Annotated in this window: 19 protein-coding genes; 11 read left to right on the forward strand and 8 right to left on the reverse strand. The window is 64.4% G+C overall.

The window, feature by feature from the left end:
- Positions 1–194 precede the first annotated feature (194 nt).
- Complete coding sequence (locus tag GON01_RS12645; protein WP_232328840.1) at positions 195–680, forward strand: ArsR/SmtB family transcription factor; 486 nt, start codon at positions 195–197, stop codon at positions 678–680.
- On the opposite strand, the gene GON01_RS12650 is transcribed toward GON01_RS12645, so the two are convergent.
- Positions 627–866: a hypothetical protein gene (locus GON01_RS12650; RefSeq protein ID WP_157027739.1), complete on the reverse strand. Its 240-nt coding sequence runs from the start codon at positions 864–866 to the stop codon at positions 627–629. The genes GON01_RS12645 and GON01_RS12650 overlap by 54 nt on opposite strands.
- 163 nt (positions 867–1,029) lie before the next feature.
- Between GON01_RS12650 and GON01_RS12655 the strand changes: the two genes are divergently transcribed.
- A complete protein-coding gene (locus GON01_RS12655) occupies positions 1,030–1,290 on the forward strand; it encodes a DUF6471 domain-containing protein (protein WP_157027740.1) in 261 nt (86 codons plus the stop codon).
- A 57-nt stretch (positions 1,291–1,347) separates the two neighbouring features.
- On the opposite strand, the gene GON01_RS12660 is transcribed toward GON01_RS12655, so the two are convergent.
- The 3 genes from GON01_RS12660 to GON01_RS12670 form a co-directional block, all read right to left on the reverse strand.
- On the reverse strand, positions 1,348–2,037 hold the full coding sequence (locus tag GON01_RS12660) for a hypothetical protein (protein ID WP_157027741.1): 690 nt from the start codon (positions 2,035–2,037) through the stop codon (positions 1,348–1,350).
- A gap of 33 nt (positions 2,038–2,070) precedes the next feature.
- On the reverse strand, positions 2,071–2,742 hold the full coding sequence (locus tag GON01_RS12665; RefSeq protein WP_157027742.1) for a hypothetical protein: 672 nt from the start codon (positions 2,740–2,742) through the stop codon (positions 2,071–2,073).
- Positions 2,743–2,821: 79 nt separating this feature from the next.
- Complete coding sequence (locus tag GON01_RS12670) at positions 2,822–3,736, reverse strand: abortive infection family protein (protein ID WP_157027743.1); 915 nt, start codon at positions 3,734–3,736, stop codon at positions 2,822–2,824.
- Positions 3,737–4,077: 341 nt separating this feature from the next.
- On the opposite strand from GON01_RS12670, the gene GON01_RS12675 reads away from it, so the two are divergent.
- The gene (locus GON01_RS12675; RefSeq protein ID WP_157027744.1) at positions 4,078–5,649 is read left to right on the forward strand and encodes a hypothetical protein; all 1,572 of its coding nucleotides are present in this window, start codon (positions 4,078–4,080) and stop codon (positions 5,647–5,649) included.
- Between the two features lie 43 nt (positions 5,650–5,692).
- Here the strand turns inward: GON01_RS12675 and cueR are convergent, their stop codons facing one another.
- Complete coding sequence (gene cueR, locus GON01_RS12680) at positions 5,693–6,103, reverse strand: Cu(I)-responsive transcriptional regulator (RefSeq protein WP_157027745.1); 411 nt, start codon at positions 6,101–6,103, stop codon at positions 5,693–5,695.
- A 479-nt stretch (positions 6,104–6,582) separates the two neighbouring features.
- Between cueR and GON01_RS12685 the strand changes: the two genes are divergently transcribed.
- Entirely contained in the window at positions 6,583–6,810 is a 228-nt protein-coding gene (locus GON01_RS12685) for a hypothetical protein (RefSeq protein WP_157027746.1), read from the forward strand.
- A 40-nt stretch (positions 6,811–6,850) separates the two neighbouring features.
- Here GON01_RS12685 and GON01_RS12690 read toward each other — a convergent pair whose 3' ends face one another.
- The 3 genes from GON01_RS12690 to copC all read right to left on the reverse strand — a co-directional run bounded on the left by GON01_RS12690 (position 6,851) and on the right by copC (position 10,575).
- A complete protein-coding gene (locus GON01_RS12690; RefSeq protein ID WP_157027747.1) occupies positions 6,851–9,199 on the reverse strand; it encodes a heavy metal translocating P-type ATPase in 2,349 nt (782 codons plus the stop codon).
- A gap of 64 nt (positions 9,200–9,263) precedes the next feature.
- Positions 9,264–10,190: a copper homeostasis membrane protein CopD gene (copD, locus tag GON01_RS12695; protein WP_157027748.1), complete on the reverse strand. Its 927-nt coding sequence runs from the start codon at positions 10,188–10,190 to the stop codon at positions 9,264–9,266.
- A gap of 4 nt (positions 10,191–10,194) precedes the next feature.
- Positions 10,195–10,575: a copper homeostasis periplasmic binding protein CopC gene (gene copC / locus GON01_RS12700; RefSeq protein ID WP_157027749.1), complete on the reverse strand. Its 381-nt coding sequence runs from the start codon at positions 10,573–10,575 to the stop codon at positions 10,195–10,197.
- A gap of 115 nt (positions 10,576–10,690) precedes the next feature.
- On the opposite strand from copC, the gene GON01_RS12705 reads away from it, so the two are divergent.
- From GON01_RS12705 to GON01_RS12735, 7 genes are all read left to right on the forward strand, one after another.
- Positions 10,691–10,951, forward strand: a complete 261-nt coding sequence (locus GON01_RS12705; protein WP_157027750.1) for a hypothetical protein — start codon at positions 10,691–10,693, stop codon at positions 10,949–10,951.
- Positions 10,951–11,388: a Spy/CpxP family protein refolding chaperone gene (locus GON01_RS12710; protein ID WP_157027751.1), complete on the forward strand. Its 438-nt coding sequence runs from the start codon at positions 10,951–10,953 to the stop codon at positions 11,386–11,388. The genes GON01_RS12705 and GON01_RS12710 overlap by 1 nt, the downstream gene beginning before the upstream one ends.
- Positions 11,385–11,966, forward strand: coding sequence for an RNA polymerase sigma factor (locus tag GON01_RS12715; RefSeq protein WP_309503233.1), 582 nt, complete (start codon positions 11,385–11,387; stop codon positions 11,964–11,966). The genes GON01_RS12710 and GON01_RS12715 overlap by 4 nt, the downstream gene beginning before the upstream one ends.
- A gap of 109 nt (positions 11,967–12,075) precedes the next feature.
- Positions 12,076–13,932 carry a copper resistance system multicopper oxidase gene (locus GON01_RS12720; protein ID WP_157027752.1) on the forward strand — a complete coding sequence of 619 codons (1,857 nt, stop codon included), beginning with the start codon at positions 12,076–12,078 and terminating at the stop codon, positions 13,930–13,932.
- Positions 13,929–15,083, forward strand: a complete 1,155-nt coding sequence (locus tag GON01_RS12725) for a copper resistance protein B (RefSeq protein WP_408640924.1) — start codon at positions 13,929–13,931, stop codon at positions 15,081–15,083. Before GON01_RS12720 ends, GON01_RS12725 begins: the two co-directional genes overlap by 4 nt.
- A 110-nt stretch (positions 15,084–15,193) precedes the next feature.
- Positions 15,194–15,703, forward strand: coding sequence for a c-type cytochrome (locus GON01_RS12730; RefSeq protein WP_232328828.1), 510 nt, complete (start codon positions 15,194–15,196; stop codon positions 15,701–15,703).
- Between the two features lie 43 nt (positions 15,704–15,746).
- The gene (locus GON01_RS12735; protein ID WP_309503236.1) at positions 15,747–16,145 is read left to right on the forward strand and encodes a DUF305 domain-containing protein; all 399 of its coding nucleotides are present in this window, start codon (positions 15,747–15,749) and stop codon (positions 16,143–16,145) included.
- The last annotated feature ends 51 nt before the right edge of the window (positions 16,146–16,196 follow it).

Here is a 16,196-nt window from a genome sequence, read left to right on the forward strand (position 1 = left end):
ATTGCCTGCATAACTCTGACATAATGTCAAGGTTGTGCAGTTCAATAGTTCTAGAGCTGTTGAAGTGTTATGCGGCCGGGCTGTCCCGTTTCGAATCAAATCGCGGCCTGCCCGTATGAGAGGGCACTGCCGATTGCGGGCGGGATGAGCTCAATTATCTTGGAGAAGTGGAAAAGATGAACGCCGTCACGGTCATGAGCGCGCTCGCACAGCCGACCAGGCTGGCGGTCTTCTCCCTGCTGGCGCACGCGGGTAAGGAAGGCATCATGGCCGGACAGCTCGCCGAGAAGACGGGGACGCCCGCCAATACGATGTCCGCCCATCTCGCAATCCTGACGCAGGCCGGGCTCGTCACGTCGCAGCGTCAGGGCCGCAACATCCTCTATCGGGCCGTCCCCGGCGTCGTCGGCAAACTGGCCGTGTTCCTGGTCAGGGACTGCTGCGGCGATTCCGCAATCTTCGCCGCAGTCCAGCGCGAACTCGGGCACCCCCAACGGTGTTCAGCCGGATACGCCGCCGAAAGATCAGCACCCCTGCCACACAATATCCTGCTCGCCGGAGCAAAGCGAGTGGCCCTAAATGTCGCCGCCGCCGGCCCTAAGCCCTGCCCAGGCTGCGCAGTGAGATCAGGAATCCACGAGCGCCAGGCGAGCCCCGTCGACCAATACCGCTGCCGGTAGCAGCGCCAATATCCACTCCATGAACGGCTTCAGTATCTGAAGCGCGGTCATTTCCGCCGACAACAACTCGGGCAGACCAATGGCGGACAGCACGTGGCCCGCACTCAGCAACATGACATGCGCAATCACGAGCGCACCAACGATGCGCGTTGAAAACAACGCCATTCGCAACTCTGCAGCACCCATAACGTCTCTCCAGAACGACAGTCTACGCTCTCAATTGCATTCGATCATCGTCTGACTCGCAAGCACAATTTCTGCACTCGTCCGGAATTAAACCTTTGACTCTTCGCGGCCCGCGAGTCCGGACGCAGCCATGCCGGCCGCGGCTACCCAAAGGAGTATTGGAATGAGGAAGTTCGACTGGCCCGCGACGCAAGTCGACTGGGAACAACTCGCCGCGGCTATCGTGAAGGCGAACCTCAAGGTGGCCCGCATGAGCTACGTCGACTTGGAACGCGAGCTTACGAAGCTCGGCGTGAGCGATCATCACAAGTTGATCAGCGCCCGGCTCGCCCGTGGAAAATTCCCGGCGTCCTTCTTCCTGCAAGCGCTCGCCGTCACAGGCGTGGAATACATTGAACTGCCCGAGCGCCCTACGGAGGACTGAACGCCAGCCTGGCGCGCAAGGCTGCCTTAACGAGCCGTCGTCGACGCGCCAACACCGTCACTCTCCGCTGAAGTCGAATTGAGTTTCGATCCATGGCCCGTAAAACACGCCATGCCGCTGAACAAAGCTGGTAAGCGCGGTTTGCCAGCTTTGATTGTCCGTCAGCTGTGACCGAACAATTCGCAAGCCCTCCCACCCGGGAATATTCTGCAAGGCCGCTCTGGCGCTCTCGACCAGATTTGGATGTGCAAATGGGCTCATGATAACCCGCTCGACCAGCGAAGGCTCAAAGCCCGCGCACAGGGAATTGCACTGCTCGACGGCAAAGCCGATGACGCGGAACTCCCGTTCGTCGCGGAATCCCCAGCGCTTCAGGAACGGCAGCCGATCAATGTCGACCGCTTCGATCTCGTCAATCTGATCCAGCAGGACATACTCCATCGACCGTGCGCGAAAATGGGGACGGGCCGCAAACAGGGCCTCAAACCGCGCGCGATTGAAGACGACACACACGCCTGCGTCGCCGCTCGCAAAGACCTGCCAGTGGTGGAAGGTTTCCGCGGCTTGGGTCAGGCACATCGCTCCGACGAAGCCATAATTGAGGTTGTCCTGGTAGAGCTGAAGCGCCCGACGATCGTTCGCGTCGATCCAAGTCCGATAACTCAACAGGGTAAGCTGTTTCCGAACCAGCATGTCGATCAAGGCCGGAAGGCTGGTGTAGCGACGGAGCAAGTCGCCGGATTCCATCAGAACCCAGCCCGCGCGTGCGATTGGCAAAGATCAAACACGGTTCTCATCTCCACGGGATGAGATCGCGCGCTCGATGAACATGCGGATCTGCCCGTTGCTCCACCGGTCATGACGGCCATCGTAGGTGCCCGGAGATCCGTTCCAGATGCTGCCCTTGGTGACCAGCATGAGGCGACCATCGAACAAGCGATGAACGAGTCGGGCTTCGCTTGGGAGGGGAAGGTCGCGCCCGGTCTTGTCTTGACCCGAATACCCGGCGTCCCAGATCGCTCGTTCGACATAGAGTCCGGGTGACAGCTCTACGACTTCCTCGCTGCGGCGCTCCGTGCGCGCGTCGCCATCCACTTCATAAACGCCACTGGCATTCAGGCGATCGAGTTCCACGATGATGAAGGACTCGGCTGGAGCGGCTTCGACATACTCGAGGGTCATCGCAAGAGGTTTCGTCACATACGCGATGTGCTCGTTGACGACGAACTCGATCGTGCCGTGCTCCCGGCCGGACTTGATCTCCTTGATGTCGTGTCCGCCGCCTTCCGGAAAGTGCAAGTGGTTAACTGCGCGCATGAACGGCTGCAGGGCAGCTACAATTGCCGAGCCGCCTCGCCACGTCGAGCTCGTTGCCGGCGTTGCGCCGCAGGCCTGCTCAACAGCTGTGAGCCATTTGGCGCGACACTCTTCGAGATAGTCGTGACGAGGCATTCTGATCCTTCCGCAGCGAATTCGTGTGTTACCCAGAGCACGCCCTATCCGGCTAGTTCCGCGGCTCGGCATCTGCTCGTCAAGCCGCTGCCTTCGCCGTCCTGTTACGATAGTGATCAAACAGGAAGACACCGAGCGTCACGGCTGCCCCGACCGCAAGCCGAGCCACTGCGGGGCTCGGCCGTTCGGTTGCCGGGTGATGACCGTGGCCCGATCCCAACTGGCCGCGAAGCTCCGCAATGCCTTGGGTAAGCCCGGCGATAGCGCTCACCGTCCGCTTGATCGTTTCGTTGCTTGCACCGGCAGCCTCGAGGTCGAGGACCCGCCGCACACTTTTCACGAGCTGAGGAAGTGTTTCGCTACCGGACAACGATGCGCCGGCCTCCATGAGAATTCCCTTGCAGATGCTCTCGACGAACTCCTTGGCCGAGCCGATAGCGAGCGCCGGATCAGTGTCGATCGACGTCTCCATGCGCGTGATCTGGGCGGCGATCTGGTCAGACGCCAGCGCGTGCGCAATTCGATGTCCTGCCAGCGTGGCCGCATGTGCCGTCTGGAACAGAGGGCGGCCGGAAAAGATCGGCTGACCCGAAATCACCGTGCGAGCGACGATCTCGAATCCATCGAGAGCCAGATGTCGATTGAAGATACCCTGCAGGCTCGCGACTTCCGCCCGGTCGGGGCGAACGACAGGGTGAATCATCTCACACAGAAACTGCAGGAACACGTCATCGGGGCCGCGCAAGAGATTCAGGCGCACGTCATCATACACCCAGTCGTCCGGCCAGTCGTTAAAACGCTGGCGGTGTATCAGGATGTCCCCGTCCAACCCGTGAACCCGGTAATCGTTCGAGGGGAGCTGCTTCAGGTCGAAGATCCGGCTCAGGAAATCGGTCTCGCTGAGGCGCCCCGCCCAACTGACCCGCGTCAGACGCAGTTCGTCGAAAACGTTGCGCCGCGTCACTTCGGAAATGCGATTGAGTTCGTTCATCATCCGCCGTCTCTGAATGGCCAATCTCCTTCCGGAGCGCCGCGATTAAGGTGGCAAACGGCTGGTCTGACCGCAACGGCGCTGCACAGGCGGAAGCTCAATGCCGAAGGGCGCACGCTAGTCAGACGCGAGGACGTTGTCGGACTGCGGCTGGATCAGGCACCTCAACAATACCAGCGTTATAATCCCCACCCCCGACCTGTCCATAAAGCGGCCGTAACGGCTCGTCGGTCACGTTGCAGAGCCGACGATGCTGCGGGATACAGCGCATTCAACAACGCTGGACCCGCAGGATGCGCTTCAAGAATCTCGACCGATATCGCACTGGAGGGGTGGGGACGCGAATGGAGCTGAGCATTCCCGTTCCGACGACCCCGGACGGGCGCGTCTATCGCTACTCACCGAACGAGAATGCCCAGCCTCGACATTTCGTCCTGGGACAAGCAACCCGGCCCTGCCAGATCAGCGACGCCATGCGCGCGCGGATGAAGCTCGAGCCCGGCTCCCCGCAGACGGTCTGCCCATATAGCGGCATCGTCGCCGATGACGACGAATTCACCCATCCGGACGACCGCGAGGCGGCGATCGAGATCGCCAAGCACGCGGCCTTCGCCGACATGGAGGAGCAGGTCCGTGGAATGCTGGAGGGCCTGGGCCGACGGCAGCCCCGAAACAGCATGCTCAAGATCGAAGTGGATACGAAGAGAAATCCACGCCCACGACCCCGGTTCTATCGCACCGACCTGCTTCGTGAACTGGAGTGCGACCACTGCGGCCGTGACTATGGCGTTTACGCGATCGGCCTCTTCTGTCCCGGTTGCGGTGCGCCAAACCTGCGGCTCCACTTTGCGCGCGAGGTCGACCTGGTCGACGCCCAGGTGCAGCTTGCCGACGCGCTCGATCCGGACCTCGAGGAACTCGCCTACCGTCTGCTCGGCAATGCCCACGAGGACGTATTGACCGCGTTTGAGGCGACCTTGAAGACACTATACCTGTTCGGCCGCGTCACTGCCTTCCCCGGGGTAGACATGCCGCGTGTCGGCAACGCCTTCCAAAACGTCGAACGCGGGCAGAAGCTGTTCGCGGAGCTGAGTCTCGATCCTTACGCCATGCTCGACGACGACGAGCTCGCGGCGATGAAGCTCAACATTCAGAAGCGGCACGTGATTGGGCACAATCTCGGTGTGGTTGACGCGAAGTTCGCCCAGCTTTCCGACGAGGCCGGGATCGGCGAGACCGTTCACCTGGTGGCCGAGGACATCCGCCTGTTCGCCAGAACGGCGCAAAAGGTGGTCGATGGCCTCGACGGCTGGCTTGGCGGCGTTGCCATTCCCCCGCGCGAGCGGGCGGCGTCTGTGAATGAAGAGGCCGAGATGGAGACGACGCCGGCTGCCGGGATGGGCCTCAGCGAACTTGCCTATCGGCTTGGCGCTTGGCTGGCGGACAATTCCGAACGTGGCCTCCCGTATCCAATCGACGGGGACGCCGTCACGGCGGCGTTCGCGGACACCAACGCCCGCGACCTTCAGGACGCGGTCGCGGAACTGGAGACGGACGGCTACATAACCGCGCGCTCGATGCTGAATACGAAGCTCCCCCTCATGCGCTACCGCGTCGAGCTGTTCGCGACTTTCGACCCGCTCACGCGCGGAACGGACCCGACGCTGGACGCCGTTACGCTGGCCGGCCTCGCGCTGGAGTTCGAGAGCGGTGTGAACGTAGCGGACCTGCACGCGAAATCGGGATGGGACCATCGCCGGTTCAACCCAGCATTGAGCGTGCTCGTCACCCGGATCGATGACCGCCGCGTCAGCAAGTCGGGCGACGGACAATACCCGACCCGCATGTTCGCGCTAGCGGCAACCGACCGCGTCGAGCTGAAGCGCTTCATCGAGCGACATTCGCGCCGACGGTGACGATCAAGGCGCGCAGCCGGAGCGAAGGTCTTGAACGCGGTGGTTAGGACTCTCCTGGAACGGATCGAGGGCCCGCCAGACGCGTGATGATCGGGCAGTCCGGGCGGTCGTCCCCCTGACATCGCTCGGCGAGCTCGACGAGAGTCCCGCGCATCGCTTCCAATGCCTCGACCTTGGTCCTCAGTTCGGCCGCTCGGGTCAGTGCAAGCGTCTTTACCTCCGCGCTGGACCTGGACCGATCGCTCCAGAGCGACAGCAGACTTCGGATGTCCTCGATCGGAAAGCCGAGGTCGCGCGCGTTCGCGATAAACTGCAGACGGTGCACGTCGGCGTCGGAATAGTCGCGATAGCCGCTTTCGCGCCGGGGCGGCGGCGGGATCAGCTCGAGCTTCTCGTAATGGCGGATCATCCGCTGGCTGACGCCGCTTGCACTGGAAGCCTGTCCGATGTTCATGTGGCGATTGTAGGATAGAGGCTCGCCCCGGGCCAAGCCCGAAGCGAGCAAGAAGTCGCTCTCACCTTAGCGCGCCTTTCCCGCGCTACCGCCCCGTCCTATAACGTGCACCGTGACCGCCCGCCCAACCGTCCGGCCGCTGTTGCGCGCCTTGCTTCTAGCGATCGTGCTCGCCGTCCTTGCGCTCCGCGTTGGACCGGTGTGCGGGGCTGCAATGGCCGCTACCGTTTCGCACCATGCAGTTGCTTCCTGCCCAACGCATCCGACCGAAGCGCCCACGAAGATCGTGTCGCTGGACTGCATGGCCTGCACGGCGCTGACGCCTGATGCGAAAGTTGCGGAATCCCTCACGATGACCGGCGAGGCACTGTTGGAACCGATGGTTCCAGTAACGCGAGAGAGACGGTCCTTGCCGCCGCCTTCTCCACCTCCGCGCGCGCTGCCCTCTACAGAAACAGCAAGCTAAACGGAGAATGATCATGATTTCGTTGAAGACTCTGGGCGTGGCTTTCGGCCTCGCCATCTCGACCGCCTCCTTCGCCGCCGCGCCGTGTTGCGCGGACAAGGCATGCTGCAAGGAAGGCGCCGACTGCTGCAAAGACAAGGACGGGCAGAAGCCCGACTGCTGCAAGGACAGGCAGTCCGACAACATGAAGCATGGCGATCACATGGACCACATGGATCACGACATGCAGAAGCCGAAGTAAGGACGACCGGGGAGGGGCGCGTCTGCGCCCCTTTCCACCCTCACAGCTTCACCGCGTTGAGCCGCAGCGCGTTCGTCACGACAGTGAAGCTAGACAGCGCCATCGCCGCGCCCGCGAACATCGGCGAGAGCAGGATGCCGGCCACCGGATAGAGCACGCCCGCCGCGACCGGCACGCCGACGCCGTTGAACACGAAAGAGAAGAACAGGTTCTGCCGGATGTTCGCCATCGTCGCCTTGGCGAGGTGACGCGCGCGGACGATCGCGGCCAGGTCGCCCTTAGTGAGCGTCATGCCGGCGCTCTCGATCGCCACGTCGGTGCCGGTGCCCATCGCGACCCCCACGTCTGCCACCGCGAGCGCCGGCGCATCGTTGATACCGTCGCCGGCCATCGCCACGCGCGCGCCGTTTGCCTTCAGCTCGCCGACGATCCGCGCTTTGTCGTCGGGGCGCAGATCGGCGCGAACCTCGTCGATACCGCCGACCTGCCGCGCGACCGCGTCGGCAGTCGTGGCATTGTCCCCGGTCAGCATGACGATCCTGAGCCCGTCCGCCTTAAGATCGGCGATTGCCTGGGCCGCTGTGGCCCGGACAGGATCGGCGACCGCAAGCAGGCCAGCCAACTTCCCGTCTATTCCCACCAGCATGACACCGGCGCCATCGCGACGGCGCTGATCGGCACTGGCCGTAACTGGCGCAGGGTCAATCCCAAGCTGCTGCATCAGCGCGGCATTCCCGACGGAGACCTGGCGTCCCGCAACCCTCCCGCTGACCCCAAGGCCGGTGTGCGATTGGAATCCTTCGACGGACGCGAATTCCAGCCCGCGCTCCTCGGCGTCCGTCACGATCGCATGCGCCATCGGATGCTCCGAATGGCGCTCAAGGGAAGCGGCGGCCGAGACCAGTTCGTCCTCGGCAAAGCCGTTGACGGTTTCTACGCCGATCAGCGCCGGCCTGCCTTCCGTCAGCGTGCCGGTCTTGTCGATCACGATCGTATCGACCTTTTCGAACGCCTGCAGCGCCTCGGCGTTCTTGATCAGCACGCCGGCATGGGCGCCGCGTCCGGCGCCGACCATGATCGACATCGGCGTCGCGAGCCCGAGCGCGCAGGGGCAGGCGATAATGAGGACAGCGATCGCGTTCAGCAGCGCGTGGCCGAAGCGCGGTTCCGGCCCGACCAGGTTCCAGACGATGAACGTGACAATCGAGATCGCGACCACCAGCGGCACGAACCAGCCCGAGATCCGGTCGGCGACCGCCTGGATCGGGGCGCGGCTGCGCTGCGCCTCGGCGACCATCCGCACGATCCGCGCGAGCACCGTGTCGGAGCCGACCGCTTGGGCTTCCATGACAAGGCTGCCGGTGCCGTTGACCGTGCCGCCGGTGAGCGCCGCGCCATGCTCCTTGAGGACAGGCGCAGGCTCGCCGGTCAGCATCGACTCGTCGACTGACGAGCGTCCATCGATCACCATACCATCGACCGGGACCGCCTCGCCGGGCCGCACGCGCAGCCGGTCGCCTGCGTGCACATCGCCGAGGTCGATCTCCTCGTCGCTGCCGTCGGAACGGATCCGACGCGCGGTCTTGGGGGCGAGGTCCATCAAGGCGCGGATCGCCCGGCCAGTCGCGGCCCGGGCGCGAAGCTCGAGCACCTGGCCGAGCAGCACCAGCGTGACGACGACACCCGCCGCCTCGTAATAGACGGGCACCGTGCCGTGCATGCGAAAGCTGGCCGGGAACAGGCCCGGCGCGACGGTCGCCACCAGGCTGTAGAGGAAGGCGGCCCCGACGCCGATCGCTATCAGCGTGAACATGTTCAGGTGGCGGGTGCGGATCGAGGCCCAGCCCCGCTCGAAGAACGGCTTGCCCGCCCAGAGCACGATCGGGGCAGTGAGCGCGAGCTGCACCCAGGGCGAGGCGGCCGGACTGACGATCCTGAGCCCCAACATCTCAGCAACCATCGAGACGATCAGCAGCGGGACTGTCAGGGTCCCGGCGACCCAAAGCCGCTTGGTGAAGTCGACCAGCTCGGGATTGGGCGTATCGTCGAGCGACGGCTCCTCCGGCTCCAGCGCCATGCCGCAGATCGGGCAGGTGCCGGGCCCTTCGCGACGAATCTGGGGATGCATGGGGCAGGTCCAGATCGCGCCCGGCGTCGCCTTCGGCTCGGGCCTCGGCTTTCCGCCGAGATAGGCCTCGGGATCAGCGGCGAACTTGGTCCGGCAGCCGGCGCTGCAGAAATGATAGGCTTGCCCATCATGTTCGGCGTGGTGCGGCGTCTTCGCCGGATCGACGGTCATCCCGCAGACCGGATCGATTACGCTCGATTCGCCTCGATGCTGCGCACAATCATGGGCGTGCGCGTGTTCATGGGCGGCGTGCTGGTCCATCTCGATTCTCCTTCAGCACGCGGCGATATGGTCCTTGACATCATGTCAGGGTCAAGCCCCTCGTTCAGGACGCCGGCGGCTCGACCATTCCGAGCCAGGCGACGATCGCGAGGATGACGAAGCCGAGCGTCACTTCGATCAGAAGGCTCCTACGCAGCGCGCCGACCGCCGTTCCGTGGCGTGCACCGCCAAGCTGGCCAGCCAATCGCGGCGTGAGGCAAAAGCGGTTTGCAGCCGCGAGCCCCAGCATCGCAGAGAATACCACCAGCTTCGCGATAAGCAGCTGGCCGTAGAGTGAGGCCGGCAACGCCAACACCCGATCCGGCCCGACGAGGATCCAGCTGTTGACGATCCCAGTCAGCACAAGAAGCGTGACGACGATCGTGCCGGTCATCGCGAACCCCTCGAGCGCGTGGTGAGACAGGAGGAGGTGTGCGTCGTCGAACCGCACGCGCGGACCCACGAGAAGCAGCGCCAATCCAAGGATTGCCCCGATCCATGCTCCGGCCGCGAGCAAGTGCACGATGTCGGCAGCCAGATGGATCCAGCCAGCCGTGCCTTCATCCATCGCGCCATGGCCGGTCCAGGCGAGCAAGCTCAGCGCAACGCCGCCGCCGAACGCGACCGCGCTCAAACCCAGCTTGGGAAACCGGCCGATCAGCGGCGCCAGCAGGGCGGCGGCGATCAACGCGCAGATGCGGAGGATCGCGGCGGAGCCGATGCTCGTCTGCCAAAGAATGGCGTCGATGCTGGCCCGGTCGACCTCGGCCAGCGACACGCCGGCCATAGAGGCGGCGAGCATCGCGACCCCGAGCGCACTCAGGAGCGCGCCCAGCAGCGCCGCTCCGGCTGCCCATGGCCAGAGCGGCGCGACCAGTCGCCGCCGCTCCGGCGCACGAAGCGCGTAAAGACCGAACAGTGGCACGCCGAAGACCAGGGCGAGGTCGGCATAGAGTGCGAACCTCAGCATGATCATCGGCGTGTCGGCCATCGGCTCACTTCACCGCGAAGGTGAAGTTGCCCTCCATGCGGTGCGTGTCGGCGCCGGCCGCGTGCCAGTCGACCCGGTAGGTGCCGGCAGCGAGCGGGCGCTGCAGGAGCAGGGTCATCGACTTGCCGTCGCTGCCCATCTGGGACGAAACGCCGGTCATCTTCATCGGAGCATGGTTCGCCATTCCCGGCATCCCGGTCATGACCAGCGAAGCACCTGCGAACTGGGACAGAACCTTCTCGTTGAAGGTCAGCATGATCTTCGTCGTCTTGCCGACCGTCGCATTGGCGGCAGGAGTGGAGGCGACCAGCTTCGTGTGCGCCTGCGCGGGTAGCGCGACACCCGCAGCGATCAGGGCCGAGAGAATTGTCAACCTACGCAGCATCGGGGATTCCTTGTGTTATCGTCGTCCAGAATACGGCTGACGGCAGCACACCCCTCAAATGAGGGGAAAATCGATTGCGTGCGTAGTGATTCCGAAGAGCGGGAAGGACGAAGCTATGGACATCGATACGGCTCTGGCCGGGTTGCGCGCAGCACCGACCGATATTCGACTGGAAGGGCTCGACGAAGCGGTGATCGCGGGCCTCGGCGAAGCGCGGGCGCAGAGCGCGATCGGCCCCCGCACCATGATGCTCGCCGGGGCAGGCGCAATGCTGGTCGGACTGGCTGGGACGACGTTCCCGGACGCGTCCGCGTCGGCCTCTCCGGTTCTTGCGCCGCTTGCCTACGCACCTTCGACGCTGCTCGTCGGGCGCTGATGCCAAAGAGCCGCATCGTCCTTATCGCCGTCATAGCATTCCTCGCGGCGCTAGCTGGCGTCGCGACCGGGCGACTGCTGTTCCCTGCGCCGGAGCCGTCCGAGACCGAGCTCCACGCCCTGCTTCATCGTCAGCTCGATCTAACAGCCGACCAGCACGCGAAGCTGGAAAAGATAGAAGCCGAATTCGCAGCCCGACGAAAGGCGATCGAAACGGGCATGCGCTCTGACAACTCGAGGCTCGCGGAGGCGATCGCCGCAGAACAGGGTTACGGTCCGCGCGTATCGGCGGCGATCGGTCACTCCCACATGCTGATGGGCGATCTGCAAAAAGCGACGCTCGAGCACATCTTTGCGATGCGCGCCGTCCTGCGTCCCGACCAGAAGGCCAAATTCGACCGGGCGGTGGTCAAGGCCCTGACCGACCCTCAGCCGTGACCGTCGGCAATGAGGCGTTCACGGACGCCGAGTTGGCGGCGAGAGCGCGTGGGCGCGAGCAGGCCGCCTACCGCGAACTGATGACAAGGCATCGCGACGCGGTCTTCCGCCTAGCACGCAGCTACGCCGGTGATGCCGACGATGCACTTGATCTCACGCAGGAAGCCTTCATCGCGGCCTTCGCTGCCTTGGACCGCTACGACCCCTCCCGCGCCTTCCGCCCGTGGCTGCTGCGCATCGCGCTCAACAAATGCCGGGACTGGTCGCGCCGGCGGGCCGTGCGGCGGCTGCTTCTGTTCGCGACCCCCGTCGACGATGCGCGCGCGACCCCCGATCCGGCCGCCGATCCCGAAACCCGGACTGGCGATGTCCGTGAACTCGAGCGCGTTTCCGCGGCCATTGCGAGACTGCCCGCCAGCCTCAAGGAGCCGCTGATCCTGACTGCAATCGAGGGGCAATCACAGGCCGAGGCGGCCGCGACGCTCGGCCTGTCGGAGAAGGCCATAGAAGTGCGCGTCTATCGGGCGCGAAGGAGACTTTCGGAGCTGCTCGAGCGGGATCACCGCGGCGCCTCTTGACCCTAACACGGTGTCAAACCCCATTTTCGAGACCGTGGGTGAGGGATCGCCCAATCCGACGCGTATCGGATGCAAGCTGAAGAAAGATAGTGCATTGCTTGATAAAGAGATGAGTCGCCGGCAAGTAATGCGCGGCGCTGCGGTCGCCGGCGGTGGGGCTGCGCTGCTGGCCCACTTCCCCGCCTGGGCGCAGCCGGTCTCGTCCGGCATCGCCACCCCGCTGGCGACCGTCTCGGGCCAGGACATCACGCTCAGGATCGCGCGGCAGACAATGATGATCGACGGTCGCCTCAGCCGTGCGATCGGTGTCAATGGAACGGTGCCAGCACCCCTAATCCGGCTGCGCGAGGGGCAGAATGTTCGGTTCCACGTCGTCAACGATCTGGACGAGGACAGCTCGATCCACTGGCACGGACTGCTGGTGCCGACGCAGTTCGATGGCGTGCCCGGAATATCCTTTCCCGGAATCCGCCCGCGTTCGACGTTCCTCTACGAGTTCCCGATCCGGCAGTCCGGCACCTACTGGTATCACAGCCATTCGGGCGTGCAGGAACAGCTTGGCCATTACGGCCCCATCGTGATCGATCCGGCCGGCGAAGACCCAGTCAAATACGATCGCGAGCACGTCATCGTCCTGTCCGACCACAGCCAGATGGCGGCGACGGCGATCCTGCGGAAGCTGAAGCAGCAGCCGGGATACTTCAATTATCAGAAGCAAACTCTCGCCGGCCTTCTCGCGGGCAAGGGGCAGCCGCTGAAGGACCGGTTGATGTGGGGCGGGATGCGGATGGACCCGACCGACATCGCCGATGTCACCGGCTCGACCTACACCTACCTCGTCAACGGCCATGGGCCGCAGGACAACTGGACCGCCCTGTTCACGCCCGGCGAGCGGGTCCGTCTGCGCTTCATCAACGCCTCGGCGATGACGACCTTCAACGTGCGAATTCCTGGGTTGAAGCTCACGATCGTCCAGGCGGACGGCATGAATGTGCGGCCGGTCGAGGTCGACGAGTTCCAGATCGGCGTTGCCGAGACCTATGACGCGATCGTGACCCCGGCCGACGACCGGGCCTACACGCTCGTCGGCGAAAGCATCGATCGTTCGGGCATGGCGCGTGCCACCCTGGCCCCGCGTGCTGGCATGGCTGCAGCAGTGCCACCGCTCCGGAAGCGGCCGCTCGCGACCATGAAGGACATGGGCATGGACATGTCGGGCATGTCCGGAACGGACCATGGTTCCGGCAACATGGCCGGGATGCAGGGCATGGATCACGCGGCGATGGGCCATGCAACGCCCGGTGGCGATATGGCCGGCATGGAGCATGGCGGCCAGGGTCAGGCGATGCCGGGCATGGAGCAGTCCGGCGCGATGCCTGGCATGTCGGGCGGCGGCGGTCACGACATGAGCATGAACATGCGCGACTTCTCGAACGCCGCGCAGGTCGAAAAGAACCCCGGCGTCCAGACCATCTCGCCGATGCCGATGGACCGGACCGGCGAGCCCGGCCAGGGCCTCGAGGATGTCGGGCACAAGGTGCTCGTCTATCGCGACCTGGTCGCGCTAGACCGCAATCCCGACGTCCGCGCGCCCGATCGCTCGCTCGACATCCATCTCACCGGCAACATGGAGCGCTTCATGTGGTCGTTCGATGGCGTGAAGATGTCGGACCACATGGAGCCAATCCCGTTCCTCCAGAACGAGCGGGTGCGGGTAAACCTCATCAACGACACTATGATGGGACACCCGATCCACATCCACGGGCACTTCTTCGAAATGGTGACAGGGCATGGCGATCATGCGCCGAGAAAGCACACCGTCATCGTCCAGCCCGGCGGAAAAGTGACGTTCGATCTGACTGCGGACGCGGTCGGCGATTGGGCGTTTCACTGTCATCTGCTCTTCCACATGGAAGCCGGCATGATGCGGGTGGTGAGCGTTCGTCCGCGCGAGGAGCAGGCATGATGCGTGCAAGGGACTTTGCCGCGAGCCTCGCTGCCACGCTCGCTATCGCGTCACCCGCCGTCGCGGAGGATCAATCGATGCACGGCATGCCGGGGATGAGCATGCCCGCGCCGGTCAGCAAGGCGCCGACCAAGGCAAAACCCCCGGCCAAGCGGTCAGCGCAACCTGCGTCGAACCCCGCGCTGCCGGCTGCGTCGCCGCGTAATCATTCAGCAGTGCCCGGCACGCAGGGAATGGATCACAGCTCGATGCAGGGAATGCGGATGCAGGACGCCGCGCCGAGCGCCTCCCCTCCTGCTGGCGCCATGCAGGGTATGACTGGTGACGAGCACGCCGGCCACGCTATGCCTGGAATGCAGCCCGGCCCGAGTGCCGGCGAGGCGGCCCCGAAGGGCACCGATCTCCCGGCCGGCGACGCACCCGCGCCCGCACCGCCGATGGATCATTATGCGGACCGGTTCTTCTCGAAGGCCGAGATGGACCGCGCCCGCCACATCATGATGACCGACGAAGGCGGCGGCCGGACCTACTACCAGGTGATGTTCAATCTCGCCGAATACCAGGCGAGGAAAGGTCGTGACGGCTACCGCTGGGACGGCGAGGCCTGGTTCGGCGGCGACATCAACCGCCTGACGCTCAAGACCGAGGGCGAAGGCGCCTTCCACGAAGGCGTCGAGAGTGCCGAAGTCCAGGCGCTCTACAGCCGCGCGATTGGACCTTATTTCAACCTCCAGGCCGGCGTCCGTCACGACTTCCAGCCCGGTCCGGCCAGAACCTATGCCACCGTTGGCTTCGAGGGGCTCGCCCCCTATTGGTTCGAGGTCGAGGGCGCGCTGTTCCTGTCCGACAAGGGCGACCTGCTCGGCCGCCTCGAAGGCTATTACGATCAGCGGATCACGCAGCGGCTGATCCTGCAGCCGCGCATCGAGTTCAATCTCGCCGCCCAGGACGTGCCGGAGAACAGGATTGGATCGGGGCTGTCCAATGCCGAACTCGGCCTCCGCCTCCGTTACGAGATCGCTCGCGAGTTCGCGCCCTATATCGGTGTGTCCTACGACCGGAAGATCGGCGATACCGCCCGCTTCGCCAGACTGGCGGGCGAAGACGTGTCGAGCACGAGCCTGGTCATGGGTGTGAGGTTCTGGTTCTGATCATGGCGGAGGATCCCGAGCCGATCAGGTCCTCCATCCATCGGCGGACGGGCCTTCGCGGGCATCTCCCCAGCACTCAGCTGATCTTTGCGGCCCTCATTTTCGGAGCCTTGGTCGCGGGGGCGTTCGTCTGGTCCGGCGCCTACGACGTCGGGGCGGACGCGCCGCACACGCGCGCCGTCCACTCGATCCTAAACACGCTGCGCAAGCGGTCGATCGCCGTTCGCGCCCATGACATCGCCGGCCCTCCGGATCTCGGCTCCGCCCAGCGCATCGCGGCCGGCGCCGGCCTCTACGGCGAGATGTGCTCGGGCTGCCATCTCGGGCCCGGTGTCGAGCCCTCGGAGCTGTCGCAAGGCCTCTATCCGCAGGCGCCGCAACTCTCGAAGGGCGACGACATGACCGCCGCCGAGCAGTTCTGGACAATCAAGCACGGCGTGAAGCTCACCGCCATGCCCGCTTGGGGCAAGACGCATTCGGACACGCTGATCTGGGACATGGTTTCATTCGTTAGAAGGCTGCCCGGCATGTCGCCCGAGGAATATCGTCGCCTCGTCGCCAGCGCACCCGAGGACCACGACGCCATGATGAAGGAGATGGGAGGCGGAGACCACCATTGACGTGCCGTGAGCGGCGGCAGGGGGCCTGAAAGCGGAGAACGAGATGGACGACCAGAACCAGCAGAAGAACATGAAAATGGGCATGGGCTACGGCCGCTTCGCCGCCATGATCGCCACCTCGACGGCGGTCATGTTCATCCTCATGTATGTCAACGTCTACGCGCTCGGGCACATCCAGTTCAGCCAGACCCGGTTCTGGATGGCATTCGTCATGGGAGCCGCCATGGCTGTCATCATGCTCGGCTGGATGTGGGGCATGTATAAGAACATGAAGGTGAACCTCGCCATCCTCGCCGGCAGCGTGGTCGTGTTCGCTCTCGCCCTGTGGCTCGTCCGCAGCCAGGAAACGGTCGACGACGTCAGCTACATGAAAGCGATGATCCCGCATCACTCAATCGCAATCCTGACCATGATCGGCCCCCACCGAGTGGTCCGGGTTTGATGTTAGTGCATTCGTTCCTCCGCCGCCATGCCCGCCCGTAGGTGGAGCGAA

Origin of the sequence: Sphingomonas horti (assembly GCF_009753715.1) — a bacterium.
Lineage (GTDB): Bacteria > Pseudomonadota > Alphaproteobacteria > Sphingomonadales > Sphingomonadaceae > Sphingomonas_B > Sphingomonas_B horti.